The sequence below is a fragment of the Nonomuraea sp. NPDC050153 genome, from assembly GCF_044460125.1.
Classification (GTDB): Bacteria; Actinomycetota; Actinomycetes; order Streptosporangiales; family Streptosporangiaceae; genus Nonomuraea.
In genome coordinates, this window is sequence record NZ_JBITJQ010000003.1 from 230427 (window position 1) to 255035 (window position 24609).

The following is a 24609-nucleotide window of genomic DNA, read 5'->3' on the forward strand; positions in this document are numbered from 1 at the left end:
CTGGCCGATCACCACCGGACGGGAGACCTACGGGACCATCCCCGCGTGCGCGGGGAGCACCTGACCCGGGGCTTGAAGCTGATGGCGGGCGAGGGACCATCCCCGCGTGCGCCGGGGAGCACGATTTCGCGCGTTTGCGTTTCCCACACGCAGTGGGACCATCCCCGCGTGCGCGGGGAGCACGTTGCGCCGGTGTTGCGGGCAACGTCGGTGTCGGGGACCATCCCCGCGTGCGCGGGGAGCACGGCTCGTCGGCCTGGGGCATGTACCCGGGCACGGGACCATCCCCGCGTGCGCGGGGAGCACTCTCGCTCACCTGCATGTTTAGCGGGGAAAGAGGCCGTTCTGAAGCACTTTTGCGGAATCGGACATTGCGGACTCCCGTGAGGATTGGCGAGAGGGCGATGATCGCAAGTGGTTGGTGGAGGGGCTCAGCAAGAGTGTTGCATGCCGTCAGTCGTGCGCACGTATTTGGCACGATCATCCGCAAGCGATCATCCACAGCCGTACACCACCGGACACATCAAAAAGCCCCTGACTCGCGTTTCCGCTGGTCAGAGGCGCTTTGCTGCTGGTCGAACCTGGTGCCCCCGGCAGGATTCGAACCTGCGGCACCCGCTTTAGGAGAGTGGTGGCCTTACAGTCGGCTTCGCTGCTTTAACCTGCGCAGATGCTTCACGCTCTCCGCACCATCTGGAAGATCATCCCGCGCATGTCCCCGCGCCTGGCTTATAGGGCTCGGGCCCGAGAACCAGAAGCCGCGGGGTCGGTAGGACCTCACCTGTCAACCCCGCACACTGCTCTGCTTACGTGCCGAAGTTTACGGGTCCGAGCGCATGTTGTCCGCCTGCATCTGAGCGTGACGTCGATGACATCGTCCTCGGCCAGCTCCTCGCCCGTTCCACAAGCAGCCTTAGTCGCAAGCCTCTTCGACAAAGCCCCCTGTATCATACGTGGGCGGAGGATTGTAGTGGTAATATTCGACTTTCCAACCTCTCCTGCGACGCACGTCTATTTGGTCCGCATAAGCTTGCGCAATGTACGCAATACGGGACGGCAATAGATCGTCTTCCATTCGCTGTACAGTGTCTTTGAATAGCACGGACTCTATTTGTTTGGTTGCGAGTTCTGATCTCTCGTAGAAGTCATAGCAATCATCATGTCGCCCCATGTAATTAAACTTGCCTCTCATCACCACTCTCTGGTGAGGGAGGCGCGCGCCTGCGTATCCGAAGTAAGATGCCACAAACAAGCGGATGCCCATCTGTGGATCATATCGAGCGCCAAGATCGATGCCGGTCTCAAGTGTACCGTTCACTTTTTTGTGCGGGATGGCAAAGAGGTGAAACTGTTGTTCACTGTATTCCCTCTCAGCTTGCGAGGGACTAATAACCCCTTTGTATCGAAAGGTCGAACAACTCGTGTGTAGTTCAGATTTGCACTGTACCTCAATCGCTGAGTATGGACAGCATAGGCGAGCAAATAGCTCCGTGGTACGTATTGGAGTATTCCTGGAAATCGTCTTATTGAAACTAGGGTAGCCACTCATTGCTGAGTCCGAGGCGCAGGAGACGTCGGGATCGAAGTCGACCGAATAGAATATGGGTTCCTGAACTTCTCCAAAGCCCTCCCATCCATCCCGTCGTACTGTTTCCAGCATTGCCCGCGGGTGGCCAACCGTTTCCGCAATGAAGGAGTTCAAATTCTTTACGATCGCATCTGTCCAAATGGACTTGAGCTCCTCTATGTTTGCAGGTCCTTGTCTCTCTTTAGGTGACTCTCTGGAGGTTTCGGTCGATCTTGGGGTCTCTGTATTCCGAAGTTTCCGCAGTGCCTGCCTTTCTGCTTCTCCATGCTCTCGCAGCAGTTTACGGAGAAATCCTTCATCGCTCATCGTGGAACACCTTTTCGCGGAAGACATCTTACAAGTTTGCAGAAATGGATCCACTCTTGTCGCATTCTCGACTCCTCTTGTGCGAGTTTCCACCTCTGTGTGCGTCAACTCAACCTGATGATTGCAAAGGCTTAAGCCTTCTGCTCTACATAGGATTTACACAAGTAGGGGTGATGGCTCATGACGCGCAAGAAGATCCAAGAGTTGGGTTCGTCGTTACCGTGCCAGACGACGATCTGGAAGGTATCGACTGTGCCGTGTATCGACTCGTACGCAACGGCTATGCAGGCGATCTGTGCAGACGTAGGGTCTACATGGCGGATCGCTGCTGTGGATGACGGCACAGCCCAGGCTTCAGGGCTGGCGGCATGGGGTTGGTCATGCCCGTGACACCGTGACCGGGCTGCGCACCGCACTGTCGACACCTGGCGAGGGCCTCGGCGTCGATCCCTCCAGCCACGGCCAGTAATTGGCGAAGTAAGAAATCGTCACGGTCGCGTGCCGATCAACATCCGCAGTAGGAGAGCGCGGGCAGACTTGTCTCTGAACATCCATTGACCTGCTGAAACAGAGTCTTGCCTTCACCAGGCTAGCTTGATCATCTCGCGCATGTCCCACGTCAAGCAACCGACCCGGATTGGAAGGGCGCCAAGGCCCGAGAGTGCCGGAAGCGGCGCGGCACGGCCGGCACCGCGTGTTGGGACGTGAAGGCCGTTCCATCTTGTCAGGCGTCCGCCCACGCCGCGCCGACTATATAGTCAAGGCTATCCACCGCCATGACCGCAACGCTCGCATTCCGGTTTTGCCACGATCACGTAGTACTAACGGGGGGAGATGGAATCGCCGATAGTGTCGCCGTGACGATCTGTGGAACCTGCGAAGGTGGGGTACGTGAACAACGAGACCAACGTCCTTGATCAGCTGATCAGTCGGGTCAACGACGAGGCTCTGCGTAGTCGGTTGGCGCGTGAGGTCGAGCTGCTTCGAGGTTCGCGCAGGTTCGGTCTCGTGTTCGACAGGCATCTCCCCGAGTCTGTCAAGCTTGCCGATCACCCCATCCGCAAGGGCGTCAAGGTCGCGCTGAGTGATGAGTCGAACGCAATGACGTGGCGAGTGGTCGGCTTCACTGACATGACCCGCAGAGTCGCAGTGCTCGACGGCGACGGCGGCGAGCAGGCCGTTGCCGATCTTGTTGTGGTCCGCGAGTTCGGTGAGCCGATCTATCCTGGTCTTCAGTCGCTGGAACGCATCCAGAACGCCCCGGCGGACTCCCCGTGGCACCTGGTTGTAAACGGTGAGAACTTTCACGCCCTGCAGGCGCTTCGCTGGACACACCGGGGCAAGGTGGATTTGATCTACATCGATCCGCCCTACAACACCGGCAACGATAGCTGGATCTACAACGACCGCTACATTGACAGCAATGATCGAGCCAAATCTTCGAAGTGGCTGTCATTCCTGGAACGAAGATTGCTGATCGCGAGAGACCTGCTAAAGCCAACAGGGGTCATCATTGCGGCCATTGGAGACGAAGAGCATCATCGGCTTCGAATGCTCCTGGATCAGGTTTTCGGTGATCGAAACTTCATAGCAAACATCGTCTGGCAAGGTAGTGGGAAAAACGATGCCAAATACACGGCAGGCGGCGTTGACTACATGCTCGCCTATGCCCGAGACGTGGACGTATTGAGGGAGGCAGACGTTCGGTGGCGGGAGCTCAAGCCCGGCATCGAACTGGCCCACGACGCCGCCCGAGAAGCGTGGGAGGAGTCCATGGGTGATCGAGTGGAGGCGACCAAGGCGTACCGAGCGGCACTGCGTCGGCTAAAGGGACAGCTGGAGCCTGCTGTGTTTCGGTACGATCAGATCGACGAAGAAGGGCGCATCTTTCAGGCAGGCGATTTGGCTAGCCCCAACCCGCGGGAGAACCTCCGTTATGAGGTGAAGCACCCTGTGACCGGGCGGCCCGTTCCTACCCCTGACTTCGGATGGCGTTACGCATCCGACACGATGTCTGCTCTTATCGCTGAAAACCGCATCGTGTTTGGAGCCGATGAATCGACGATCCCACGGCTCAAGCGCTTTCTCGCCGATCAGGAAGATCGCGTACCATATCCAACCTTCACCCAACCTCGTATGCCTGGCTCAAAACGGTTGGAGGCTATCCTTGGCGATCGGCGCTTCCCGAACCCGAAAGACGTCGACGTAATCAAACGTTGGATTGGGACAGCTGCTGGTTCAGACGCGGTGATCCTCGACTTTTTCGGTGGTTCCGGCACGACCACCGAGGCGGTAATGCGCCTGAACGCTGAGGACGGCGGCTCTCGGCAGAGCATCCTGGTTACGAACAACGAGCTCGGTGCACTTGAGGCAAAGCGGCTCCGAAACGAAGGCTTCCATCCCGGCGATCCGGAGTGGGAGGCAAAAGGCGTGTTCGAGTATGTCTGTCGTCCACGTATCTCGACCGTGGTGACAGGCACGCGACAGGACGGATCGAAGTACTCCGAGGGCCTTGCCGCGAACGTTGAGATGTTCCACCTCACTTACCTCGACCCGGCGCGGGTGCGGCGTGGTCGCGAGTACGGTTCGGTCGCGCCGCTGATGTGGATGGAAGGCGGCGCTCGTGGTGACCGGGTCAACGAGGTCCCTGACGTCGGATGGGCGCTATCGGAGTCCTACGGCGTGCTGTTCTCGATCGACGCACTGACTCCGTTCGCAAACGCGGTGGCCAAGGCAGCAGCCGGAAAGGTGCCGCCGCAGGTGCTGTTCATTATCACAGATTCGCCGACGGAGTATCAGACGGCCGTTGAGCGACTTCCGACCGGGATCGAGACGGTTCGCCTGTACGAGGACTATCTGTCGAACTACACGATCAACATCCCGGGTGGTGCTCGGTGAAGTTCACGCTGGAGGACTACCAAGCCAAGGCAGTCGAGGATGTCTTGACTAACCTTGCCAAGGCCCGCGCGGGGTACGCCGACGATGGCGAACTCACCGCTGTCGGCCTCACCGCGCCGACCGGAGCAGGTAAGACGGTGATCGCTACCGCTGTTCTGGAGGGCCTATACCTAGGCACGCCGACACGTGAGCCCAATCCAGACCTGACGGTGCTGTGGTTGACTGACGACCGGTCTCTGAACCTACAGACGATCAACAAGATCCTTCAAGCCTCCGGCGGCAAGATCGACGTGAACCGGGTCCGGTTTCTCGGTGACACCGACGAGCCCACGCTGGAGGCCGGCTACATCTATTTCGTCCACATCCAGGCATTGCAGAAGAACTCGACGTTGCACGCCACGCGAGCTGACGGGTCCAAGAACGATAAACGTACCTTCGGCGCCTGGAACATGATCGCGAACACCGTCAAACAACGTGGCCAGGACTTCATCGTCATCTGGGACGAGGCGCACCGGGGCTCGGGCACGACCAAGACCGAGCGCAAAACAATCGCGGGCACCATCGTCAATGGAGGCGCGACCAACGTCGGAACCGTCCAACCGGCTGCACCGGTCGTGCTGGGCATCTCGGCGACGCCGGATCGGTTCCTTGCCGCGATGGAAGCGGCGAACCGCACAATGCGACCAGTCAACATCCCGCCAGGCGACGTGCGCGAATCGGGCCTACTCAAGGACCGCATCCTGCTGCGTAACCTTGCCGAGGCCCAGTCGGCGGACAACACGATGCTGGCCTTGGCCGTTGAGGACCTCAAGGCGGCCAGCCAATCCTGGCGCACGCATCACGACAACACCGGCGACCGGCTGGTGGAGCCGCTGCTTGTGGTGCAGGTCGAGCCGAAAGTCACTGACAAGCGGTTGGCCGAGATCCTCTCCGTCCTGGAGTCGGCGTGGCCGAAGCTGAGCGACTACTCTGTGGCCCATGCGTTCGGCGACCCGCATGGACCGCTGAAGATCGGTGACAAGATCGTCCGCTACCTGCCTCCTGAGGCGATCTCTGGCGACGACCAGGCCCGCGTAGTTCTGTTCAAGTCCGCTCTGACCACCGGCTGGGACTGCCCTCGTGCCGAGGTACTGGTCTCGTTCCAGGGTAAAGACTCCTACACCGAGATTGCGCAGCTGATCGGTCGTCTGGTCCGCACCCCACTGGCCAAGCGCGTTGACGCCGGCGATGACCGGCTCAACGAAGTGGTGGCCTACCTGCCGGGGTTCCGCACCGAGCACGTCGCCCGCGTCGTCAATGCACTGACCGAAGATGAGACGGTTCAGGTAGAAGTGATGATCACGCCCGAGGTTTGCAGCCGGTCGGCAACAGTCCCAGCGAAGCTGTTCGAATTGCTCGACACTCTGCCGTCGTACATGAGGCCGAAGGCCACCTTTCCGACGCGAACGGCGCAGCTGATGCGTCTGGCCGCCGCGCTCAACGAACACGACCTGGTTAAAGGTGCCTCAGCCAGCGCGCGAGCCTGGATCGTCGACCAGATGAAGGCGGCCGACGGCCAGCGTAAGGACGAGATTGATGCCAAGGTGGACGACATTCTCGCCCTGACGGTGAACACCACCGTGGTCAACTACGACGCCGCGATCATGCTGACTACCGGGGTCAACGAGGCGGCAACGTCCGAACGTGACCTGGACGCCTACTACAACCGCGCGGTACGGCTGCTTCCCGACGGGTCGGCAGCTTGGTACTACAACGACCTGTGCGATCGCGGCTACGACGAAATCGACGCCGCCGCCCGGGTAGCCGCGATGGCCGGACTCGGCTTCAAGAACCTCATCGAAGAGCAGGCAGCCGAGTTGATCGGCACGTGGCGCAAACAGCACCAGGCCAAGGTCTCCGTCAACCCGCGCCACGTGCGTGATCTGATCGAACCGCTCTTCCACATCAGCACCTCACCGATGCACCCGACCACCGTCCAAGCCCGCGAGGTCTACTCGGCGGCGACAGAGAGGATCATCAAAGGCAAGACCGAGTCGATCCCAACGTATGCGCACCACCTGTACGTCATCGGTGATGGCAAGCCCAACGCGGGCGGGTTCCCGGTCGATACCTCTCGATCATCGTGGGAGAAAGAAGTGCTCGACGTGGAACTGGCCGCCGAGACTCTCGTCGGCTGGTACCGCAACCCGTCTTCCGGGCGTCACGCGCTCGCCGTGCCGTATGAGTTCGGCGACAAGTACCTACTCATGCACCCAGATTTTCTGTTCTGGCATGACGACGGCGACGGGAACTACGTGCTGGACATCGTCGATCCGCACCGGCAGGACCTCGGCGACACCTCGGCCAAATGGGCGGCGCTGGCCAAGTACGCGCAGGACCACTCTGATCGGATTCGTCGATGCCTGGCGGTCATCAGAGTCGGCAACAGCTTGCGGGCGCTCGACCTCAGGCTCGGCGGCATCGGCACCAAACTCTCCGCCGCCACCAACAAAGCTCTGATCGAGAAAGTCTTCGACAGCGACGGCATTAACTATCCATAACTGCACGATGGTCGACGAACTTGATCCTGTGGGGTTCGAAGATGAGGCCGTCAACGCGGTGCAGCGAACGGGCACGATCACTGGCGGCCTTCGTGTGGTTCAGTCTTGAACGATGAGTGCTTCATCTTGAATAGCGGCACTCTTCGAGGGGCTGCGGGACGCAGATGACCTGCACGAGTGTGGTCGCCTGGGCGCGGGAAGCAGCGCAACACTCCCAGCTCTTCAAGGTTGCCACAGCACGTTCGGCCGATAGCACGGATGGGGGCGTGGGGCCCTGATTGTCCTCGCGCTACGTGCCAGACAGCCAGGGCCGATGGCCATGCGGTTGGGCGAGGCGCAGCCGCAGTCGTCGTTCGCCGTGGACCAGCCGTCCAGCGACGGCGAATAGGCGTAGTCGCAGGCTTTGGGCCCGTAACGGCGGGCGGCGGTGTCGGCTGGGGCGAGTATCTGCATCCAGGCGAGCAGGTCGCAAGCCAACGCAACCAGCTCGGCCCAGATCTGGTTGTGGGCCAAGCCGTGCAGCGGCAGGTTACGCAGGCTGGCGTTCTTGGCGCAGCGGAGCGGACGCAGGCGAGCACAGAAGCTGATTGAGAACTTTCACCAGGGCTGTTACGTTCGGCTTCGTGATCGTCCTCGACAGCAACCAACTGCGGCACGTGCTGCCAGGAAGCCCGCTGTACGGACTACTGTCGGCTGTTGCTGGACGTGCTGGGCACACGCTTGCGACGACGGATGTAGCTCTCGCGGAGGTCGTTAGGCAACGGAAAGAAGATCTTGGTGCGGCGCTGAAAGCGTGGACCACGGCGGGGTTCGAAGCGCGGAGACTGATGCTTACGGATAGGAATCGGATAAAGACTCTTGCATTGCACCCGAAACAACTGCACGGTCGCCGCCGAGGGATTGCGCACGAGCAGTCTTTGGAGTTAGAAAGACGGCTCCGGGCCGCTTTCTTAGTGTTGGACACCCTTCCGGAGGATGCCTTGTCAGCGATCCTCATGGAGGCGCAGCATCTTCCTCCCTGTGAGCATGGCATGGGCGCGCGCGATGCCACAATCTACCTCACCACCCTACGGGCCGCTGTAGCACCTCAGATTTCGGCTTCGGGGGAAGCGCTGCCCCTCCTTTTCGTATCCGAAGATGGAGACTTCTCCCGTTTTAAACTCCCTGTGGGCCTGGGATTCGACGCACTGCGGGAGGTCAAGGTACTCCATCAGAGGACAGTTGTCGCTACCCTCAACACGCTTGGATTCCCTAAGTCCGCGGCTAACTCGGACGATGTGGTAGCACGCCCAGAGTTTCAGCAAGCTCTCGTCGAAGCGGTGATAAATTCGCCGATCATGCCTATCCGCCTGCTCCGGCAGGCCGAGGAGGCTGTAGAGGTTCGCATCTACCGGCAAGCTGGCGCGCCGGCTGAGTCATGTACTGGTGACGGAGTCACAGTGACCAGCATGACTGGAGAATGGTCGATCAGGTTCGTTGAACAGGTGATGCCAGTCAGGCCAAATGGGATGCCGGGAGGATATCGAGGGTTCGGAATGAGGGCAGAAGGCACGGCACTCCTAGTCGAAGGCGGGTCGCATTCTCCGAGTGTAGAGCTGAACTCGCTGGTGCTGTCATTCCCAGATCGGTAAGGCAAGAGGTTCTGTCGCCCGTAGAGTAGGCCCGAACGCCTGGATCGTCATTCAGTCTGTCACTCACCAGGAGCGATTAGGCACACCTGCGCTGAAGCTTCTCCATACGCACATAATTACGTCACCTCCAGCGCCCACAGAGCCCAGAAATATGGGCACTCAATGAGCGGTTATGTGAGTCGGTGTCGTTGCACTAGCCGCCGTATCACGCACCCCAGCCCTCGTGCTCGGTGGCAAGGACCGACGAAGTCGGTCTGCGGCAGTCGATCGCCCCAGCTAATTCGGAGAGCGCCGAAGTGAGCGATCGTCACGGCCTTAGCTGGTGACCTCTGCAGACTTCGGGCGCGCTGGCGGTGCGTGCCCGGACCGGCCGAAGAGCCGCAGCCGGGCACGCAGACCGACTGGCGCGCCCGGCGGGCCGCGCAGCGGGCCGCCTTTAAAACCGTGGAGAAAAGTCTCATCCAGTCGATCTCGCATGGCTCTTGCATGCTCCTGAGCTGCTGATATATCGCCGGATCGGCTGCGGTGGTCGAGGCTGATGCTTGACGCTACTGGCTCTGACTCAGCCGATGTGCGGACTGCCGCCATGAAGGTAGTGGCTGAGCCTGAGGCGCATGGAGTCGTGCATGCTGTAGTCGCCGAGCTGGTGCCGCGGTACCCAGCGGACCTCTCGGGATTCACTGCTCGGCGTCGGCTCTCCATCAATGGGTCGGGCCGTGAGGACGAGGGAGAATTCCTGCCGGACTTCGTCGTTGCTGGTGTAGTGGATGACGTGGTTCGGGTTGCTGTAGGTGCCGACCAGACCCGTGATCTCGCATCTGATCCCGGTCTCTTCGAGAGTCTCCCTGATGGCTGCCTGGGGGATGGACTCGCCGAGGTCGATGGCGCCGCCGGGTAGGGCCCAGTTGTCGTTGTCGGAGCGGCGGATGAGCAGCAGCTCGCCAGCCTCGTTGGTGACCACGATGTTCACGGATGGGACGAGGCTGTTGGCGGCGGGCGCGCTCGGGTCGTTGTAGAAGTCGATCCGCTGGCTCACGTCGCGGGAGCTTACTCCGCCGAGGGGGCTGTCGTTGGGCCGATCGGCGTCCTTGGGCTACTGGGGCTCGTCGCCGCTTTTGACGAAGCTGCCGAGGTTGGGGACGGTGTAGACCTTGCCGGCGCCTCGGAGGCGTTCCATGGCCTTACGTATGGTGGGGCGGGCGACTCCGAACTCTTCCATGAGCTTGACCTCGGAGATCTTGAACTTGGGGCCCCACTCGCCCGAGTCGATGCGCGCGTTCAGCACTTCGAGGATCTGCTCCCAGCGGGAGCGGTCCTCGTCGAACTCCCAGGTGCGCGTGTGCTCGACATATCTAGCCACAGTATGAGAGTAGGAGGGCGTTTCACGCCCCTTCACGTCGGATCGTGGAGCTTCATGAAACTCCATGGAGTAGACAGGTACTTACAGGCTTGCTAGCTTGGGGGCATGGCGTTGGTGGGCGATACTCCAGGGCCCCTCCGGGTGGGGCTTCGCAGAGTGCGCTCCGGCATACCGCTCCGAGAGTGCGCGCGATGCGACTGGAGATGGCTCCTCGCTCACCAACGCCTGTTCATCGAGCATGGGCGCCGTCGGCGCCCCCGCTGGCGATCGTGCGTCGCGAAGGATGGTGGGCCCTGTGGCAGATGATGACGACTTTCATGGTTCGCACCCCGCTTCGCCTCGTCCGGACGCTGTGCGGGTGAGATGGACCCAGGTGGAGCGCCGTCCAAGTCCCGCACGTGTTCGGAACTACACCTGCGAATGCCTGACGCTGGTCTTCGAAGACTGCCGGGCCGGTGGGCAAGGGTTCATCCGGCGATACGACCGGTCTGAGGCGCCCTGGGTCATCGCTGAGAGTCCGCGGGTGAGGGTCAGCGAAGCCGAGGAGCTGTGGCGACAGCTCATCAGCGGGGAGGCGAGGTAAGGACACGCCGAACCACACAGCCCACACGCGCACGTAGCGTCACGATCGGCAATCGATCTGTGACGAGCGTTTTCGCAGGTCGACGGCCGACCTGCGGTTTCGCGTGTCCGGCCACTGGCAGTTTTTCTGCCAGTGACGCAGGTCAGCCGCCTTATCGTCGAAGCAAGCGACGGCGAGAGGGAGGGCTCGGACGTGACAACAGAGTACGTGACGCAGGGCCAGCGGATCGCGCGGGCTCGTCACCGCAAAGGCTGGGACCAAGCGACCCTCGCCGAGAAGGTCGGCCGGTCCGTCTCCTGGCTGTCGAAGGTGGAGAACGGGCGCCTGCCGCTGGACCGCATGAGCGTGGTCGGGCAGCTCGCCGAGGTGCTCGGGGTGGAAGTCGCCGAACTCACCGGTCAGCCGTACCAGCACGAGACGACAGAACTCGACTCCGGCCACGCGGCGGTGCCGGCGCTACGGCTCGCGCTCCAGCAGGCTTCGCTGCCCAGCGGGGTGCTGGTCCGATCGGTCAGCGAGCCTCGGCCGCTGGAGGAGCTTGAGGCGCACGTGCGCCTTGCCGAGCAACTTCGTCAGGACGCCAGGTTCACCGCTCTGGGTGAAGTGCTGCCCGGCATCCTCACCGATCTGATCGCCGTCACCAACGACTCGTCGGCCGAGCGCGACCGGGCCGAGGCGTTGATGCTGCGCGTCTGCCACATGGCTCGGGTGTCGTCCAACCTCCTGGGACATCACGACCTGGGTTGGACCGCCGTGCAGCGTGAGCTCGTCGCCGCGCAACGCGTGGGCGCACCGGACCTGGTCGCCGCGGCCAGTTGGGACCTGTGCGGTGTGTGGCTGCACGAAGCGCAGCTCGACCCCGCCAAAGATGCGGCCCTGTCGGCGATCGACCAGATCGAACCCCACGTCGGTGGGAGCGATGCGATCAAGGCGATGTGGGGCGCGCTGCACCTGCGGGCGGCCGTCGCCTATTCGCGACTGTGGGACCAGAGAGAGGCCGAAGGTCACCTTGAGGAGGCTCGGCGCGTCGCCGATGTCCTCCCGAGGGATGGCAACGTCTTTCAGACGCAGTTCAACCGGGTGAACACCACGATTCACGCGGTCGAGGTCAGCATGGAGCTGGGCCGGCCTCGCGAAGTCATCTCCCGGGCCGAGCATGTTGAAGTCGCCCAGATCGCCTCGTCAGAACGCCAGGCCCATTACTGGACCTGCACCGCGGCGGGCTACCACATGAACAGGAAGGACAACCAGGCGGCAGACGCTCTGCTCCGTGCCGACCGGATCGCGCCTCAGCACGTCCGGAACCGTCCACTGGTCCGCAACATCGTGCGCGACCTGAGGGACAGCGGCAAGCTGCATCGTCAGCGCGAGATCCTGAATCTCGCGAAGGTGATGCGGTTGCTGTGAGCACGGAAGACGGAGGGCTATCCGCGCAATGGCTCCCCACCCGTCAGGTAACCCGGGGGCGCTTCGGCGTCCTGCCTACACAATGGGGTGGTACGTGGGTCTCAGTGAGACGGAACGACAGATCCTGCTTCGCGAACTGGCGGAGATCACGGTCGACCTGGCCGAACTCCAGCGGCGTACTGTCAGGATCACTTCTCGGCTTGATCAGGACGAGTCCGAGCGTCTAGCTCGTCCAGCCTGACTGTCAGCTTCTGTACGTGCTGACGGATCTCGCTCAGCTGCTCGGAGATGATGCGGAACTCTTCGCTGTGCTCGCCAGGGGTGGGGCCGGCGGTTTCGTCGTCGGGAGTCCGGCTGACGTAGCTGCCGGCGCCCTGGCGGGTCTCGATGAGCCCCTCGTCGCGGAGGACGGCCAGGGCGTTGCCGATGGTCATCATGGCAACGCCGTACCGTTCGGCCAGTTCGCGGGCCACAGGGAGGCGCTCGCCGACCTCGTATCGGCCGGACGCGATGTCGCGCCGGATGTCCTCGGCGATCTTGAGGTATGGCCGGCGGCGGTCGGTTGCCATGACCCAACTTTAACGGTTCTAGATGCCTAGGTCTCTGGGCAACCTGTAAGCAATCTCGATTCAAGTTAGCTATCTTGGTTTACAGAGCTAGATACCTAGGTATCTTTGTATCTAGAACATCGCTCCAGAAGGAGACCAGCTCTCGTGCGTACCATCCCGATCCCCGTCGACACCTCCAAGCTCGTCATCACCTGCGTGAAGGCGCCCAAGCCGCGCCTGCTCAACAAGGACACCGGAGAGATCAAGACCGACAAGCACGGCAACACCGTCTACGAGATCACCGTCTCGGTCGAGGACGAGTTCGGCCGGATCGAGCTCGTCAAGATCGGCACCTCGGGGGAGCCCCCGATCGCCGCCGGACAGCAGGTCAACCCGACTGGCCTGGTCGGGTACGTCTGGGAGATCGCGGGCCGGTGGGGGATCTCCTACCGCGCCGCAACGCTCCTACCGGTGGACGCGGAGCCGCTCCGTGTCTGACACCACGCTTCTCGTGCTCGGAGTCCTGGCCGCTGCGGCGGCCGGGCTCTGGGCCTGGCGCCGCTGGCACTACCCGTCGTTCTGGCTCGTGGCCGCTTTCCCGCTTGTCGCGATCAGCGTACGGGCGAGCTGGCGCAAGGTCGCCCTCGGCTGCAACCTCACCAAGAAGCGGCAGCGCTTCTGGTTCACCACCGTCCCCGGGCTGGTCGCCTCGACCGGCGTCGTCCGCGTCCGGCGCAAGTGGCAGCGCATCGCCGTGGACACCAAGCCGTTCATGTGGCTGCCCAAGCCCACCCGGTATGGCTGGCGGGTCACCCTGCACACCCTTGAGGGCCAGATCCCCGCCGACTACAGCGACGCCGCCGAACGGCTCGCCCACTCCTGGGGCGTGCACGCGATCCGCGTCTCGTCTCCTCGCCCTGGACGGGTCATTCTGTCCGCCACCGTCCGCGATCCACTCGTCCGGGTCGAGACCTTGCCCGCCTCGCCCGAACTGCTCAAGGTCGTCGTGGGTCGTCTGGAGACCGGCGGCCCGTGGATCATCGATTTCCGCACCGTTCCGCACTATTTGAACGCAGGGGCGACGCAGTCCGGCAAGTCCAACCTTGCCAACGCCCTGGTCCAAGGGCTCGCTCCGCAGCCGGTCGCCCTGGTCGGCTTCGACCTCAAGGGCGGCGTGGAGTTCACCCCGTACAGTCCTCGCCTGTCGGCGCTGGGCACCACGCGAGGTGAGTGCACCGCTCTGCTCGATGACCTCGTCAACCTGATGACCGGTCGCATGGCCATGTGCCGCGAGGCCGGCGCCCGCAACATCTGGCAGCTCCCGGACGACCAGCGGCCCGTGCCCGTCGTCGTCCTGGTCGACGAACTGGCCGAGCTCTACCTGATGGCCGACAAGAGCGAGAAGGATGAGATCGCCAAGACCTCGACCGCGCTCCTGCGGGTGGCCCAGCTCGGGCGGGCCTTCGGCATCTACCTGTTCTGCTGCGGCCAGCGCATCGGCTCCGACCTCGGCCCCGGCGTCACCGCGCTACGGGCCCAGTGCTCGGGGCGGATCTGCCACCGGGTGAACGACCCAGAGACCGCCACCATGACCCTCGGCGACCTCGACCCCGCCGCGCTCGCCTCAGCTCGCGCCATCCCGGCCGAGACACCAGGCGTCGCGATCGTCGCATCCCAGGACGGCCAGTGGTACCGAGCCCGCTCGTTCTACGTCAGTGAGCAAGCTGCCGAACTGGCCGCCACCACCTACACCGACCGGACCCCGACCTGGGCGGACGTCGTATCCGGTCACACCGCGCCACCGACGGACGCCGACCTCGCCGAGTTCCTCGACTCCATCCCGGACCCGCGGAAGGCCTGAGCCGATGCGACGCCTCGCCCACTGGCTGATCGACACGGGGCCTGTCCTCGTCCTGGCCCTCATCGCCGGAGCTGGGTCCTTCACCCACATCCGCGACACCGCCAGTGAACACGGACAGTCCGGCTGGATGGCCTGGGCGATCGCCGTCTGCGTCGACCTCACCTGCGTCATGGCCGCTCGCGAGCGGCAGCGCGACAAGAAGACCGGCCGCCGGCGGCGCGGCCCGATCTCCTGGCCCGTCCTTGTCCTGACCGGAGGCATCGTCCTGTCTTTGGCCGCCAACCTGCAACAGGCCGACCCGACCATGTGGGGCTGGATCACCGCTGCGACTCCAGCGGCGGCATTTCTCGTCGCCGTCTCCATGCTCGAACGCCGGACGTCCGGCCCGCATCCCGTCCAATCCTGTCCTCGTTCCGACGAACCGCCGACCGCCCCTGCTCATGATCTCCCCGCTCTCGTCCCCGCTGAGGACGGTGAGGACGACAGGCCAGGGCCGTCCCCGGCGCTGATCGACTACGCCCGCCGAGTAGCCGACGAGCACCACGCCAGGCACGGCCAGCCGATCAGCCGCGACGTTCTCCGCGCCCGCCTGGGCGTATCCGACCAACTCGCTTCTGACCTGCTCCGCTCCCTGCGGACCGTTCCGGAAAGCACCTGAAAGGCGAATCGCCATGAGTAACGACCGAGACGCCCTCATCGCCGGGCTCATCGCCGTGGCCGGCTTCCTCAAAGCGCACCCTCAGGTACCGACCTCGATAGCACCCGTCATCATCCGGGCTTTCCCGGCGAACGGCCCGGACCATGAGATGCGCGCGGAGGTCGACAAGGTCGCCGCCGTGCTCGGCACCGAGATTGACGCCGATCACCTGCCCTACGACCACTACATGACTGGTATCAGCTTCGGGCCGGTCCGCTACGAGTTCATCGCCATCCTGGCCACCGCCCGCGCCCGCCACGCCGCCGTGGACAGCTACCGCGAGTGCATCCAGACCGACGACACCTGGGAGCAATGACCATGCGCGTCCGACTCGAAGGCAGCCGGGCCGAGCTCACCCTCGGCATGATCCACCTTCGCCAGCACTTCACGGTCTCGTCTATGTCGCGGGCCTTCCCCGCCAGGAACCGAGCACGGCACTACCGCATCTACCTCACGATCACTCCGCGAGAGAGCAGCTGACCATGGCACCCGAAAAGCCTTGGACCGGCTGGTCCCAGATCCTCGCCGCCGTCCCGTTCGCGCACGGCTCCTGCTGCACCTGCAACGGCTCGGGCCTCGACGGCAACGGCGACACCTGCCGTGACTGCCACGGCAGCGGCATCGACAACCACGGCGCCTAGCGCCGAGATCCCCTCACCTGGCCACACAACCGCCAAGTTCCGCGCCAGGTGAGGGGCCATCCCACTCCAGAACGCAATCCGGATAGGACAGATCCATCTTGCACCACCCACACGCCATAGCCGGGATGATCTCCCGACTCCATGACCCCGACTACGACCGCTGGGCCTGCCAGGTCAAGCGCACCGGCGGCTGCCGGCAGCCCATCCACCTGCGCGGCAAGGTCGAACACTACGACCAGGCCACCGGCCGACTGCTCCACCGCTACAGCACCACCACCGAACCGAACGGCGTCCTGCGGGTGCCGTGCAAGACCCGCCGTGTCACTCGCTGCCCGGCCTGCGCCGAGGTCTACCGCGCCGACACGTACCAGCTCGTCCGCGCTGGCCTCGTTGGCGGCAAGGGCGTACCCGAGACGGTCAAGTCACACCCGTGTCTGTTCGTCACTCTCACCGCCCCGTCGTTCGGCGCCGTACACACGCGGCGAGAGAAGAACGGCAAGACCCTGCCCTGCCATGCCCGCCGCAACGCCGAGACCTGCCCGCATGGGCAGGCGATGTCCTGCACCGATCGACACAGCTCGGACGATCCCCGGCTCGGGGAGCCGCTGTGCGCCGAGTGCTACGACTACGACGGATCGGTCCTGTTCAACGCCATCAGCCCGGAGCTCTGGCGCCGCTTCACCCTCGCGCTACGCCGCCGCTTCGCCAGGCTGAACGGGCTGACGGTCAAGGCCATGCGCGCCCAGGTGAGCATCGCCTTCGCCAAGGTCGCCGAATACCAGCGCCGCGGCGTCGTCCACTTTCACGCCGTCATCCGCCTCGACGGACCGGACGGCCCCGACACCCCGCCACCGGCCTGGGCAACCGCTGACGACCTCGACCAGGCTGTCCAACACGCCGCCGCCGCGGTGACAGCAGAGGTCAAGCCTCTGGGGCGTGCCTTCCGGTGGGGGACCCAACTCGACAGCCGCCGCATCACCCTGGACGGAGATCTCACCGACCAGGCCGTCGCCGCATACATCGCCAAGTACGCCACGAAGGCGGCCGAATGCGTCGGCACGCTGGACCGGCGCATCCAACCTCTCGACGACCTGAACGCTCTGCCGGTACGGGACCATGCCCGTCGGCTGATCGCCGCCTGCATGCGCCTGGGCAGCCGCTCCGGGCTGGCCGACCTCCGGCTCATCCACTGGGCTCACATGCTCGGCTTCCGCGGCCACTTCTCCACGAAGAGCCGCCGCTACTCCACCACCCTCGGCGCCCTGCGCGCCGCCCGCGAAGAGCACATGCGTGCCGAAGAGATCACCACCGGGCGGCTGCCGCTCTTCGACGAGGACACCGTTCTGATCGTCGCCCACTGGCAGTACGCGGGACAGGGGCTGTCCCTGGGCGAACAACTCCTCGCGGCGGCGTTGACCGGCGTCCCCCTCCCGAGTGTGGGCGGTGGTCCTCGATGAGCAGGAACGACCAACTGCTGACCGTGCCAGAGGTCTGCGCCGAACTGGGCGGGGTCTCCCGCCGCACCTTCTACCGCTGGCGCGAACTGGGCCGCGCGCCGGTCTGCGTCCAGTTGCCCAACCTCGAACTCCGCGTCTGGCGGAGCGACCTCATGACCTGGCTCAACTCGCGGCGGGAGGGCAAGTGAAGACCACGTACGACGTGAAGCTCGGTCAGGTGCAGCAGCGTGCCAATGCCTTCATCGCGCGCTGGCGGGTGGCCGGCAAGCCGAAGTCCAAGAGCTTCCGCACCAAAGGGCTGGCCAACGCCTTCCTGTCTGACCTGCGGCAGGCGGCGAAGGCGGGGGAGGAGTTCGACGTTGCCACCGGTCTGCCGGTGTCGATGGTGGCGGCTGAACCGGAGGGGCCGTCGTTCCTGGAGTTCGGGCAGGCGTACGTCTTGCGGCGCTGGAACTCCTCGGCGGCCCGGACCCGCGAGACGGACGCGTACGCGCTCCTCACGCTGATCCCCGCCCTGGTGGAGAACGCTCCTCGCCGCCCCGCCGCCGAGGCGCTGCGCGAGGTGCTGCGCATTTACGCTCTCCTGCCGGAGGGCAGGCGCGTCGCGCTGAACCCGTCGCAAGCCGCGGCGTTGCGCTGGCTGGAAGGGGCGTCGGTGCCCTTGACGGCGCTGGGGGAGGCGGACGTGCTGCGTACGGCGCTCGATGCCATCTCGGTCACGTTCGGCGGCACTCCGGCCGGGGCGAACACCGTGCGCCGCAAGCGTGCCGTCCTGCACCACCTGCTGGAGCACGCGGTGGAGCAGAAGGTGTTCAGCACTAACCCGCTGGACGGCATCAAGTGGTCGGTGCCGAAGGCGGTGACATCCGTCGATCCTCGGACGGTCGTCAATCCCGCTCAGGCTCGGCTACTCCTGGATGCCGTGCCCAAGGTCGGCCGCAAGCGAGGCCCCAGGCTCAAGGCGCTGTTCGCCTGCATGTACTACGCGGCGCTCCGGCCTGAGGAGGCGGCCGATCTGCGGCTGCGGAACTGCACGCTGCCCGAGGAGGGGTGGGGGCTGATCGTCCTGGAGAAGGCTCGGCCGCAGGGGACGAAGCGGTGGACCAACTCCGGCGAGACCCACGAGTCGCGCAGTCTCAAGCACCGCGCCGAAAGGGAGACGCGAGAGATCCCGATCCCGCCCGTCCTCGTCGAGCTGCTGCAGGAGCACATCACGACGTACGGCACTGCCGAGGATGGGCGCATCTTCCGTACGAGCACCGGTGGCACCTACTCCAGCTCCGCGCACTCCTACGTCTGGCAGGAGGCACGGAAGCTCGCCCTCGCTCCGGCCCAGGTCGCCTCGTCGCTCGCAGCCCGACCGTACGACCTGCGCCATGCGGCCGTCTCGCTCTGGCTCAACGCGGGCGTCCCGGCCGTCGAGGTCGCCAAGCGTGCGGGCCACAGCGTCGATGTCCTTCTGCGGGTCTATGCCAAGTGCATGGACGGGCAGCAGGACCAGATCAACGGCAAGATCAACGACGCTTTGGACGTCTGATCCCGTTCTCGACAAGTTTGGCCCCGGCCCGGCCGGGGCCTTGACCTTCGACACTCGGGTCATTCCCGCTGGGGCGCGTCATGTTGCGCCACCCTGGCATGCACGGGCCGAGAGAGGAGGACCATGAACAGCGATCAGAACCCCTCCGAAGAGCCGCGCCGAGTGGGGCGCCCGCCGTACGGTCTGCCGATGCGTGACCGGCGCCGGTCCGACTCGCTCGGCTGGAGACGGTACGCGACCCCGGTTGCGCCCGCTCCTCGTGGCCGGCGTCTTCGGCTGTCGCGGTTCGTGATCGTCGCCGGGCTGCTCGGGAGCATCAGCGTCGGCGTCTGGTCGATCTCGTGGCACGCCAACAGCTCGTCGCCTCGTACGACGGTCGTCGCGATGCCGACACCCCGTGCTGAGACGGTCGTCCCTCGTTCCTCGCAGTCTCCAACCTCCTCGCCTTCCAGTCTGGCGCCTGGAACGCCGCCGCCCTCGGCGGAACCCAAGCCGCGTCACAAGGCGGAGAAGAACGACAGGAAGCGCCGACGAGCAGCACCGGTTGTGCCGCGTCCGGTTCCGCCTCCCGCGAGCAGCCACATCGAACGGAAGGCACCGGCGCCTCGTCCCAAGCGTGCGGAGGAGCGTCGACACGTGCACCGTGAGCCGCGGAAGGTCTCGCCGTACGTCGGTTGGTGCGATGAGCTGTTCCCGCCGTCCCGTCCTGAGCATCGGATTCGCAACCAGGCGTGCCGTGCTCTTCTGGGATAGCTATAGGCCCGTGTTCGGCATGGACGATTTCGTTTGAACGGTAGTGGCAGCCCAGGTGAGGCCTAGTTTCACGCCTTCCGCGAGGGTCCGTCCTTGGGCGAGTTCCCAGAGGAAGCCGGCGGCGAAGGCGTCGCCTGCTCCCGTGACGTCCACCGCCTCTATGGGGATGGCCGGGTAGTGGGTGCGCTCGCCTGATGAGTGGACGGTGACGCCCTTGGCCCCCTCGGTCACGATGGCGGTGGTGTCCTCGGGAATCGTGGAGAAGTCGTTGCGGGACCCGATCAGGTAGCGCATGGCAGGGCTCGTGCCTGGGGGGACGCTGGCGACCAGAGCTCCTGCGGCTGCCATCGTCTCGGCTGGGGCGGTGAAGGGGGCGTGCCAGGCGGCGAAGTAGACGATGTCTCCGGGGGCGACCTCATCGACGGGGATCGTGATGGCGTGCAACAGGTCGGGGTGGATGCCGATGATCGTTCGTTCGCCGTCCGGTTCGATGAGCAGGACGACTGAGGACGTGTGCCCTGGCAGCACCTGGACATGGTCGATGCCGACCCCGGCCGCCGTGAGGGTCGTCGTCATGTTGCGGCCGGCGGCGTCGTTACCGATGTAGCCCACCATGTGCACGCGGCCCCCGGCTTGGCTCAGCGCGACGGCGACGTTGGCGCCGGTGCCGCCGGGGCGTTCGACGCTCTCGCTGGCCTGGACGAAATGCCCGCTGGGTGGGATGTGATCGACGTACAGGGCCAGGTCCCAGGCGATGGGGCCGATGATCCAGAAGTCAGGCATATGCGGCCTGCCGCATGGCGCGCAGTCCTTCGGCGAGGGTCTCCAGTTCTGGTGGGAGCGCGACTTGCGGTGTCCAGGGGATGTCCGCCGTGTCCTGGCGGCAGTTCAGGATGCCTCCGACGATTGCAGCCACGGTGTCAGTGTCCCCACCGAGGCTGACCGCGTACCGCATGGCTTGTACCGGTTCGTCGTGAAGGTGCAGTACGTGGAGGATCGCGCCCAAGGTGTCCATGACGTCCAGCGATACCCCGCCTGGGCTGGGCACCCATCCTGTGGGGATGGGGATCGCGAAGTGATCCAGCTCTTCGCAGGCGACGGCGATGAGGTCCTCGGCGGGGCAGCCTTCCAGTGCCCATGATCCCATGGCCGCCACTGCGCAGGCGGTGGCGAGGGCGCGCGGGTCGGCGTGGGTGGTTCTCGTCATGCGGACGGCCAGGTCGCGGCGGCGGTCGGCCTGCGTGGCGGGCATGGCCCAGCCGATGGGGAGCACTCGCATCATGGCGCCGTTGGTTGCTCCGCCCTCGGCTGTCGCTGCTCCGGTGGTCGTGAAGCGTTCCACCGCTCTGCGAGTAGTGGGGCCGGCGCCGCGCATGGTCGGAAGGGCTGCGGCCAGGGCGTGAAGGAAGGCCATCTCTGAGCCGCCGGTGTCAATGAGGTTCCGGGCGAGCAGGATGAGTTGTTCAGTGTCGTCGGACGTGCTGCCGAGCGGCCAGTCTCCTCGGGCGGCGATCGTGTCGGTGAGGTGGATGTCCTTGGGAGATTTGCCCTCCCAAGGGACGCCGAGGGCGTCTCCGCAGCAGAAGCCGGTGAGGCCGTTAAGGATGCGCTGCGCGGGCGGGACCGCCTGATCCGGGAAGAGCTGGGTGAGAACGCCGAAGCCGCCCCAGGCGATGGCGCGGCGTCCGCGGTCGGCGTACTGGACGCGTTTCCGGCCCTGCGGGGCGAGGCGGGTCAGGGAGAGGCAGGCTGACGCCACGTCGTAGGGAGTGCCGTGGTGCTCGAACTCCTGCAACGCCTGCACGGTCAGTTCCCATGCGGCTGTCTCGTCACCTTCGGTGCGGCGGACGTCGGCTTCGCTGTGGGTGACTTTCGCGGCGAGTAGGCCGTCGCCGAGGTCGCGGGCCATGCGGCCGGCTTCGGCGAGGGCTTGTGCGGCTTCCCGCATCTGGCCGACGCCGCATCGGGCCTTACCGAGGCCGTGTAGGGATTGGGCGATGCCGCGGGCGTCCTCCGATGCCTTGCGGATGGCGAGGGCTTCGGTCTGGCTGTCGAGGGCGGTCTGCCAGGTGCCGGTGGCTTCGGCGACAAGTGCCGCGTCCTGGAGCAGGCCGGCGTAAAGGGCCTGGTCCCGCTGGTGGACGGGGCGAGCGGCGACGTCCCTTAGAGCCTGAGTGATCAGCGTGTCCGCTCGTTCTACGTTGCCGGAGAAATACTCGATCTCGCCGAGGAGCTTTTGCCACGGTGCCTGGTCGGTGGAGGTGCTCATGCCCTCGGTGGCGTTCCTGCGGCCGTCCGCGAAGCGCCCCCGGTACAGCTCGATCTCGGCCAGCCGGAACAGGAAGCTCTCACGGGCGTCCTCGCCGGTGAGGGCCAGGGCCGTGTGTGCCAGGTGTTCGGCGTGGTCGAAGTCGCCCCGGCAGAAGGCGACCTCAGCGCGTACCAGGACGGCGTGCGCGGAACTGAAGGGGAGACCGTCGATCAGGGCTTCGGCCTGGGCCCAGTTGCCGAGGCCGAGATGGGCGCGAGCCACCCGGTACAGGCAGCGGCCCTTGTCCTCGTCGCGGTCGATGCGCAGGTCACTGAGGAGGTTGGCCAGGGCGCGGCAGCGGTCGAAGCGGCCGGTGGCGAGGCTGCGGTCCATGAGCGCGACCCAGGCCGCCACTCCTTCGCCGGAGTCGAGGTGGCTCAGGTGGTAGGCGGCTTCCAACTCGGCGGTGAACTCCTGGCGTTCCCCGTAGTGCCTGGCCAGCACTTCGTGGGCCTTGCGTACCTCGTCCGGACGGACGCGTTGCAGCGAGCGCCGCAGGATGGAGTGCATGGTGTACGCGCCGGTGCCGCTGGCCGTACCGCCCCGAATCGGTGAGATGAAGGAGTAGGCGGTCAGCTTGCCGAAGGCGCTGCGGTCGGACGGGAAGTCGAGCGCTTGGCCGAGGTGGTGGAAGGTGTCGGCGGTGAAGGAGCGGCAGGCGCTCACGGCGAGGATGCCGTACTCGGCTTCGGCGGGTGTCCACTGGAGCAGGCGGCGGGCGAGGTCGCGTTCCTTGTCGATCAGTGTTGCGAAGTCGCCGGGGTCGAGGCGGGGGCCGGCGGCCAGGGCCACGTCCGCGCATAGGCCGAGAAAGTAGGGGTGTACCTCGTCCGGGGCGGTGGAGGCGTAGGTGACGAGCGCCGTGCGCATGGCGGGGTTGGTGACGCCGGCGAGGGTGAGGTACTGCGTCGCGTCCGCGGTGGTGAGGTGGCCGACCAGGCGGTGATCGATGTACTGCTCGGGGATGGGGAAGACGGGCGCCGACGGCCACGGCGGGCGGGTGCGGCCTGCCACGATGGCGACGATTCCGGCGCCCAGGTCGAGGTGGCCGAGCAGGCAGCGTAGCCACTCGTCGCGCATGAGCTTGTCGGCGTGAATGAGGCTGTCGGCGTCGCCGATGGCCTCGCCGAAGAACGCCTCATGGGTGTCGAAGAGGAGCACGATCCTGGGGTGGTCGGCGGTGGCGTCGTTGAGGTCTTGCGCGAACAACCGAGGCAGCTCGTCCAAGAGATCCGGCTCGGGGACCAGGGTCAGGATGTGGTCGGCGTCCTCGTGGGAGAGGCGGCGTTGCATCCGTCGGCGGGTGAAGGTCTCGTCCATGCGGGAGTTGAGCATCTGCAACAGTTGCTGGCCGACGCGCAGGATCGGCAGCGTCAGTATGGCGTCGGCGATGTCGAGTGCGATGTCGACCTCGCTGCGGGGGAACAGCTCGCGGATCCGGTGGGCGATGTCGAAGCCCAGTTTGTGCAGGTACGTGATGGCGGCGAAGTCGAAGCGCGGGGTGGCGATGCGGTGCTGAGCGAGTTGGCGCTTGAGCATGAACAGCGCCGAGAACGCCTCCTGCGGCCGGTTCTCGCCGGCTGGCCGGGCGCCGAAGTCGATCCTGGCCACCGGCACCTGTTGGCCGCGCTCGGCAAGGCGGCCGAGCAGTTCGGTGTCGGGGGTGTCGCTGATGTCCGCCCACCGGTCTGTGTGCAAGCAAGCGCGTTTCTCCAGGTGGCGGAGGAGCAGCGACTTGCCGTTGCCGCCGAGGCCGTACAGGTAGAGGATCCGCTCTGGGGATGGGTCGTCGTTGATGAGGGTGACGACGTGGCGGGTCAGCTCGAAGCGGTTGGCGAACAGGTCGAGCGAGCGGTCGTGCGCGGCTATTGAACGGGCTGCGCCGTCTGGAAAGATCGGCATAGGTCAGCCCTGTACGTATGTGGGTAGCAATGTGTGTCCCGTCCCGGGTAGACGAGTGGTGTGACGGCGTTGTTGCCCACGGTCCTTCACAGGGGCTGCCGTCCCGCATGGTTTTACACCTCCGGCCGGTTCGCTTCTACCTTGTTGGCCATTTCCGTTCTGCTTCTCGCAGTGTGGCGAGCGGCGACGGATTCTGCGGGGTGGTGGGACATATGGCTTAGGTCGGGAATATGGACTATGAGGAAAGAAGTAGAGGCTTCAGTTGGCGGACGAACTCGACTACGTCTGCCTTGTGGTCGCGGCCTGGTCCGCCTCGGACAATCTTTATGTCGAGCACCTTGGTAACGTCTTGCGTCCAGGCTCGCGCTCGTGCGCCGATGACGTTTTTTTCTGTATCTATGATGGGAGCGCTATAGCCGGGACCGGCATCGGCAGGGAGATCGGTGCCTTTGTCCTCAGCTTTCGCATTGTGTAGGGCATCCACGGTCGACCCGAACGGGTCGTGAAGCTCGATGGACATCAGTGCCCCTTTTTCTTCGAATGCCGGGGACTTGGTGATGACGCAGTGTGAGAAGTGAGCAGCTGAGTC

General features: G+C 64.7%; 20 protein-coding genes and 1 CRISPR repeat array (1 of these 21 cut by a window edge). Of the genes, 13 read left to right on the top strand and 7 right to left on the bottom strand.

What is annotated here, in order from left to right; all coding sequences use genetic code 11:
- A CRISPR array of direct repeats spans positions 1-306; the repeat unit is 29 nt; unit sequence GGGACCATCCCCGCGTGCGCGGGGAGCAC (it extends 886 nt beyond the left edge of the window).
- A gap of 607 nt (positions 307-913) precedes the next feature.
- On the bottom strand, positions 914-1894 hold the full coding sequence (locus ACIBQ1_RS09240) for a hypothetical protein (protein ID WP_397275868.1): 981 nt from the start codon (positions 1892-1894) through the stop codon (positions 914-916).
- 891 nt (positions 1895-2785) lie between these two features.
- Between ACIBQ1_RS09240 and ACIBQ1_RS09245 the strand changes: the two genes are divergently transcribed.
- The 3 genes from ACIBQ1_RS09245 to ACIBQ1_RS09255 all read left to right on the top strand — a co-directional run bounded on the left by ACIBQ1_RS09245 (position 2786) and on the right by ACIBQ1_RS09255 (position 8963).
- Positions 2786-4792, top strand: coding sequence for a site-specific DNA-methyltransferase (locus tag ACIBQ1_RS09245; protein ID WP_397275870.1), 2007 nt, complete (start codon positions 2786-2788; stop codon positions 4790-4792).
- Entirely contained in the window at positions 4789-7332 is a 2544-nt protein-coding gene (locus ACIBQ1_RS09250; RefSeq protein ID WP_397275871.1) for a DEAD/DEAH box helicase, read from the top strand. Before ACIBQ1_RS09245 ends, ACIBQ1_RS09250 begins: the two co-directional genes overlap by 4 nt.
- Positions 7333-7955: 623 nt before the next feature.
- Positions 7956-8963, top strand: coding sequence for a hypothetical protein (locus tag ACIBQ1_RS09255; protein WP_397275873.1), 1008 nt, complete (start codon positions 7956-7958; stop codon positions 8961-8963).
- Between the two features lie 562 nt (positions 8964-9525).
- Here the strand turns inward: ACIBQ1_RS09255 and ACIBQ1_RS09260 are convergent.
- The gene (locus ACIBQ1_RS09260; protein ID WP_397275874.1) at positions 9526-9999 is read right to left on the bottom strand and encodes an NUDIX hydrolase; all 474 of its coding nucleotides are present in this window, start codon (positions 9997-9999) and stop codon (positions 9526-9528) included.
- Between the two features lie 57 nt (positions 10000-10056).
- Entirely contained in the window at positions 10057-10323 is a 267-nt protein-coding gene (locus ACIBQ1_RS09265) for a winged helix-turn-helix domain-containing protein (RefSeq protein ID WP_397275876.1), read from the bottom strand.
- 775 nt (positions 10324-11098) lie between these two features.
- On the opposite strand from ACIBQ1_RS09265, the gene ACIBQ1_RS09270 reads away from it, so the two are divergent.
- Positions 11099-12313: a helix-turn-helix domain-containing protein gene (locus ACIBQ1_RS09270; RefSeq protein WP_397275878.1), complete on the top strand. Its 1215-nt coding sequence runs from the start codon at positions 11099-11101 to the stop codon at positions 12311-12313.
- Between the two features lie 188 nt (positions 12314-12501).
- On the opposite strand, the gene ACIBQ1_RS09275 is transcribed toward ACIBQ1_RS09270, so the two are convergent.
- Complete coding sequence (locus ACIBQ1_RS09275; protein WP_397275880.1) at positions 12502-12882, bottom strand: GntR family transcriptional regulator; 381 nt, start codon at positions 12880-12882, stop codon at positions 12502-12504.
- Positions 12883-13026: 144 nt separating this feature from the next.
- On the opposite strand from ACIBQ1_RS09275, the gene ACIBQ1_RS09280 reads away from it, so the two are divergent.
- The 9 genes from ACIBQ1_RS09280 (at position 13027) to ACIBQ1_RS09320 (ending at position 19054) form a co-directional block, all read left to right on the top strand.
- Entirely contained in the window at positions 13027-13359 is a 333-nt protein-coding gene (locus tag ACIBQ1_RS09280) for a hypothetical protein (RefSeq protein WP_358355220.1), read from the top strand.
- Positions 13352-14722 (top strand): FtsK/SpoIIIE domain-containing protein, encoded by a 1371-nt coding sequence (locus ACIBQ1_RS09285; protein WP_397275882.1) that lies wholly within the window; start codon positions 13352-13354, stop codon positions 14720-14722. The genes ACIBQ1_RS09280 and ACIBQ1_RS09285 overlap by 8 nt, the downstream gene beginning before the upstream one ends.
- Before the next feature lie 4 nt (positions 14723-14726).
- Positions 14727-15380 carry a DUF2637 domain-containing protein gene (locus ACIBQ1_RS09290; protein WP_397275884.1) on the top strand — a complete coding sequence of 218 codons (654 nt, stop codon included), beginning with the start codon at positions 14727-14729 and terminating at the stop codon, positions 15378-15380.
- Between the two features lie 13 nt (positions 15381-15393).
- Positions 15394-15735, top strand: coding sequence for a hypothetical protein (locus ACIBQ1_RS09295; RefSeq protein ID WP_397275885.1), 342 nt, complete (start codon positions 15394-15396; stop codon positions 15733-15735).
- A gap of 2 nt (positions 15736-15737) precedes the next feature.
- Complete coding sequence (locus ACIBQ1_RS09300; RefSeq protein ID WP_397275887.1) at positions 15738-15899, top strand: hypothetical protein; 162 nt, start codon at positions 15738-15740, stop codon at positions 15897-15899.
- Positions 15900-15901: 2 nt separating this feature from the next.
- The gene (locus ACIBQ1_RS09305; protein WP_397275889.1) at positions 15902-16060 is read left to right on the top strand and encodes a hypothetical protein; all 159 of its coding nucleotides are present in this window, start codon (positions 15902-15904) and stop codon (positions 16058-16060) included.
- A gap of 125 nt (positions 16061-16185) precedes the next feature.
- Positions 16186-17517, top strand: a complete 1332-nt coding sequence (locus ACIBQ1_RS09310) for a replication initiator (protein WP_397275890.1) — start codon at positions 16186-16188, stop codon at positions 17515-17517.
- A complete protein-coding gene (locus ACIBQ1_RS09315) occupies positions 17514-17705 on the top strand; it encodes a helix-turn-helix transcriptional regulator (RefSeq protein WP_397275892.1) in 192 nt (63 codons plus the stop codon). Before ACIBQ1_RS09310 ends, ACIBQ1_RS09315 begins: the two co-directional genes overlap by 4 nt.
- Positions 17702-19054 (top strand): tyrosine-type recombinase/integrase, encoded by a 1353-nt coding sequence (locus tag ACIBQ1_RS09320; protein ID WP_397275893.1) that lies wholly within the window; start codon positions 17702-17704, stop codon positions 19052-19054. The genes ACIBQ1_RS09315 and ACIBQ1_RS09320 overlap by 4 nt, the downstream gene beginning before the upstream one ends.
- 753 nt (positions 19055-19807) lie before the next feature.
- On the opposite strand, the gene ACIBQ1_RS09325 is transcribed toward ACIBQ1_RS09320, so the two are convergent.
- The 3 genes from ACIBQ1_RS09325 to ACIBQ1_RS09335 all read right to left on the bottom strand — a co-directional run bounded on the left by ACIBQ1_RS09325 (position 19808) and on the right by ACIBQ1_RS09335 (position 24540).
- Positions 19808-20590 (bottom strand): carbohydrate kinase family protein, encoded by a 783-nt coding sequence (locus tag ACIBQ1_RS09325; protein ID WP_397275895.1) that lies wholly within the window; start codon positions 20588-20590, stop codon positions 19808-19810.
- A complete protein-coding gene (locus ACIBQ1_RS09330) occupies positions 20583-24020 on the bottom strand; it encodes an ADP-ribosylglycohydrolase family protein (RefSeq protein ID WP_397275896.1) in 3438 nt (1145 codons plus the stop codon). Before ACIBQ1_RS09330 ends, ACIBQ1_RS09325 begins: the two co-directional genes overlap by 8 nt.
- A gap of 235 nt (positions 24021-24255) precedes the next feature.
- Positions 24256-24540, bottom strand: a complete 285-nt coding sequence (locus ACIBQ1_RS09335; protein WP_397275898.1) for a hypothetical protein — start codon at positions 24538-24540, stop codon at positions 24256-24258.
- Positions 24541-24609 lie beyond the last annotated feature (69 nt).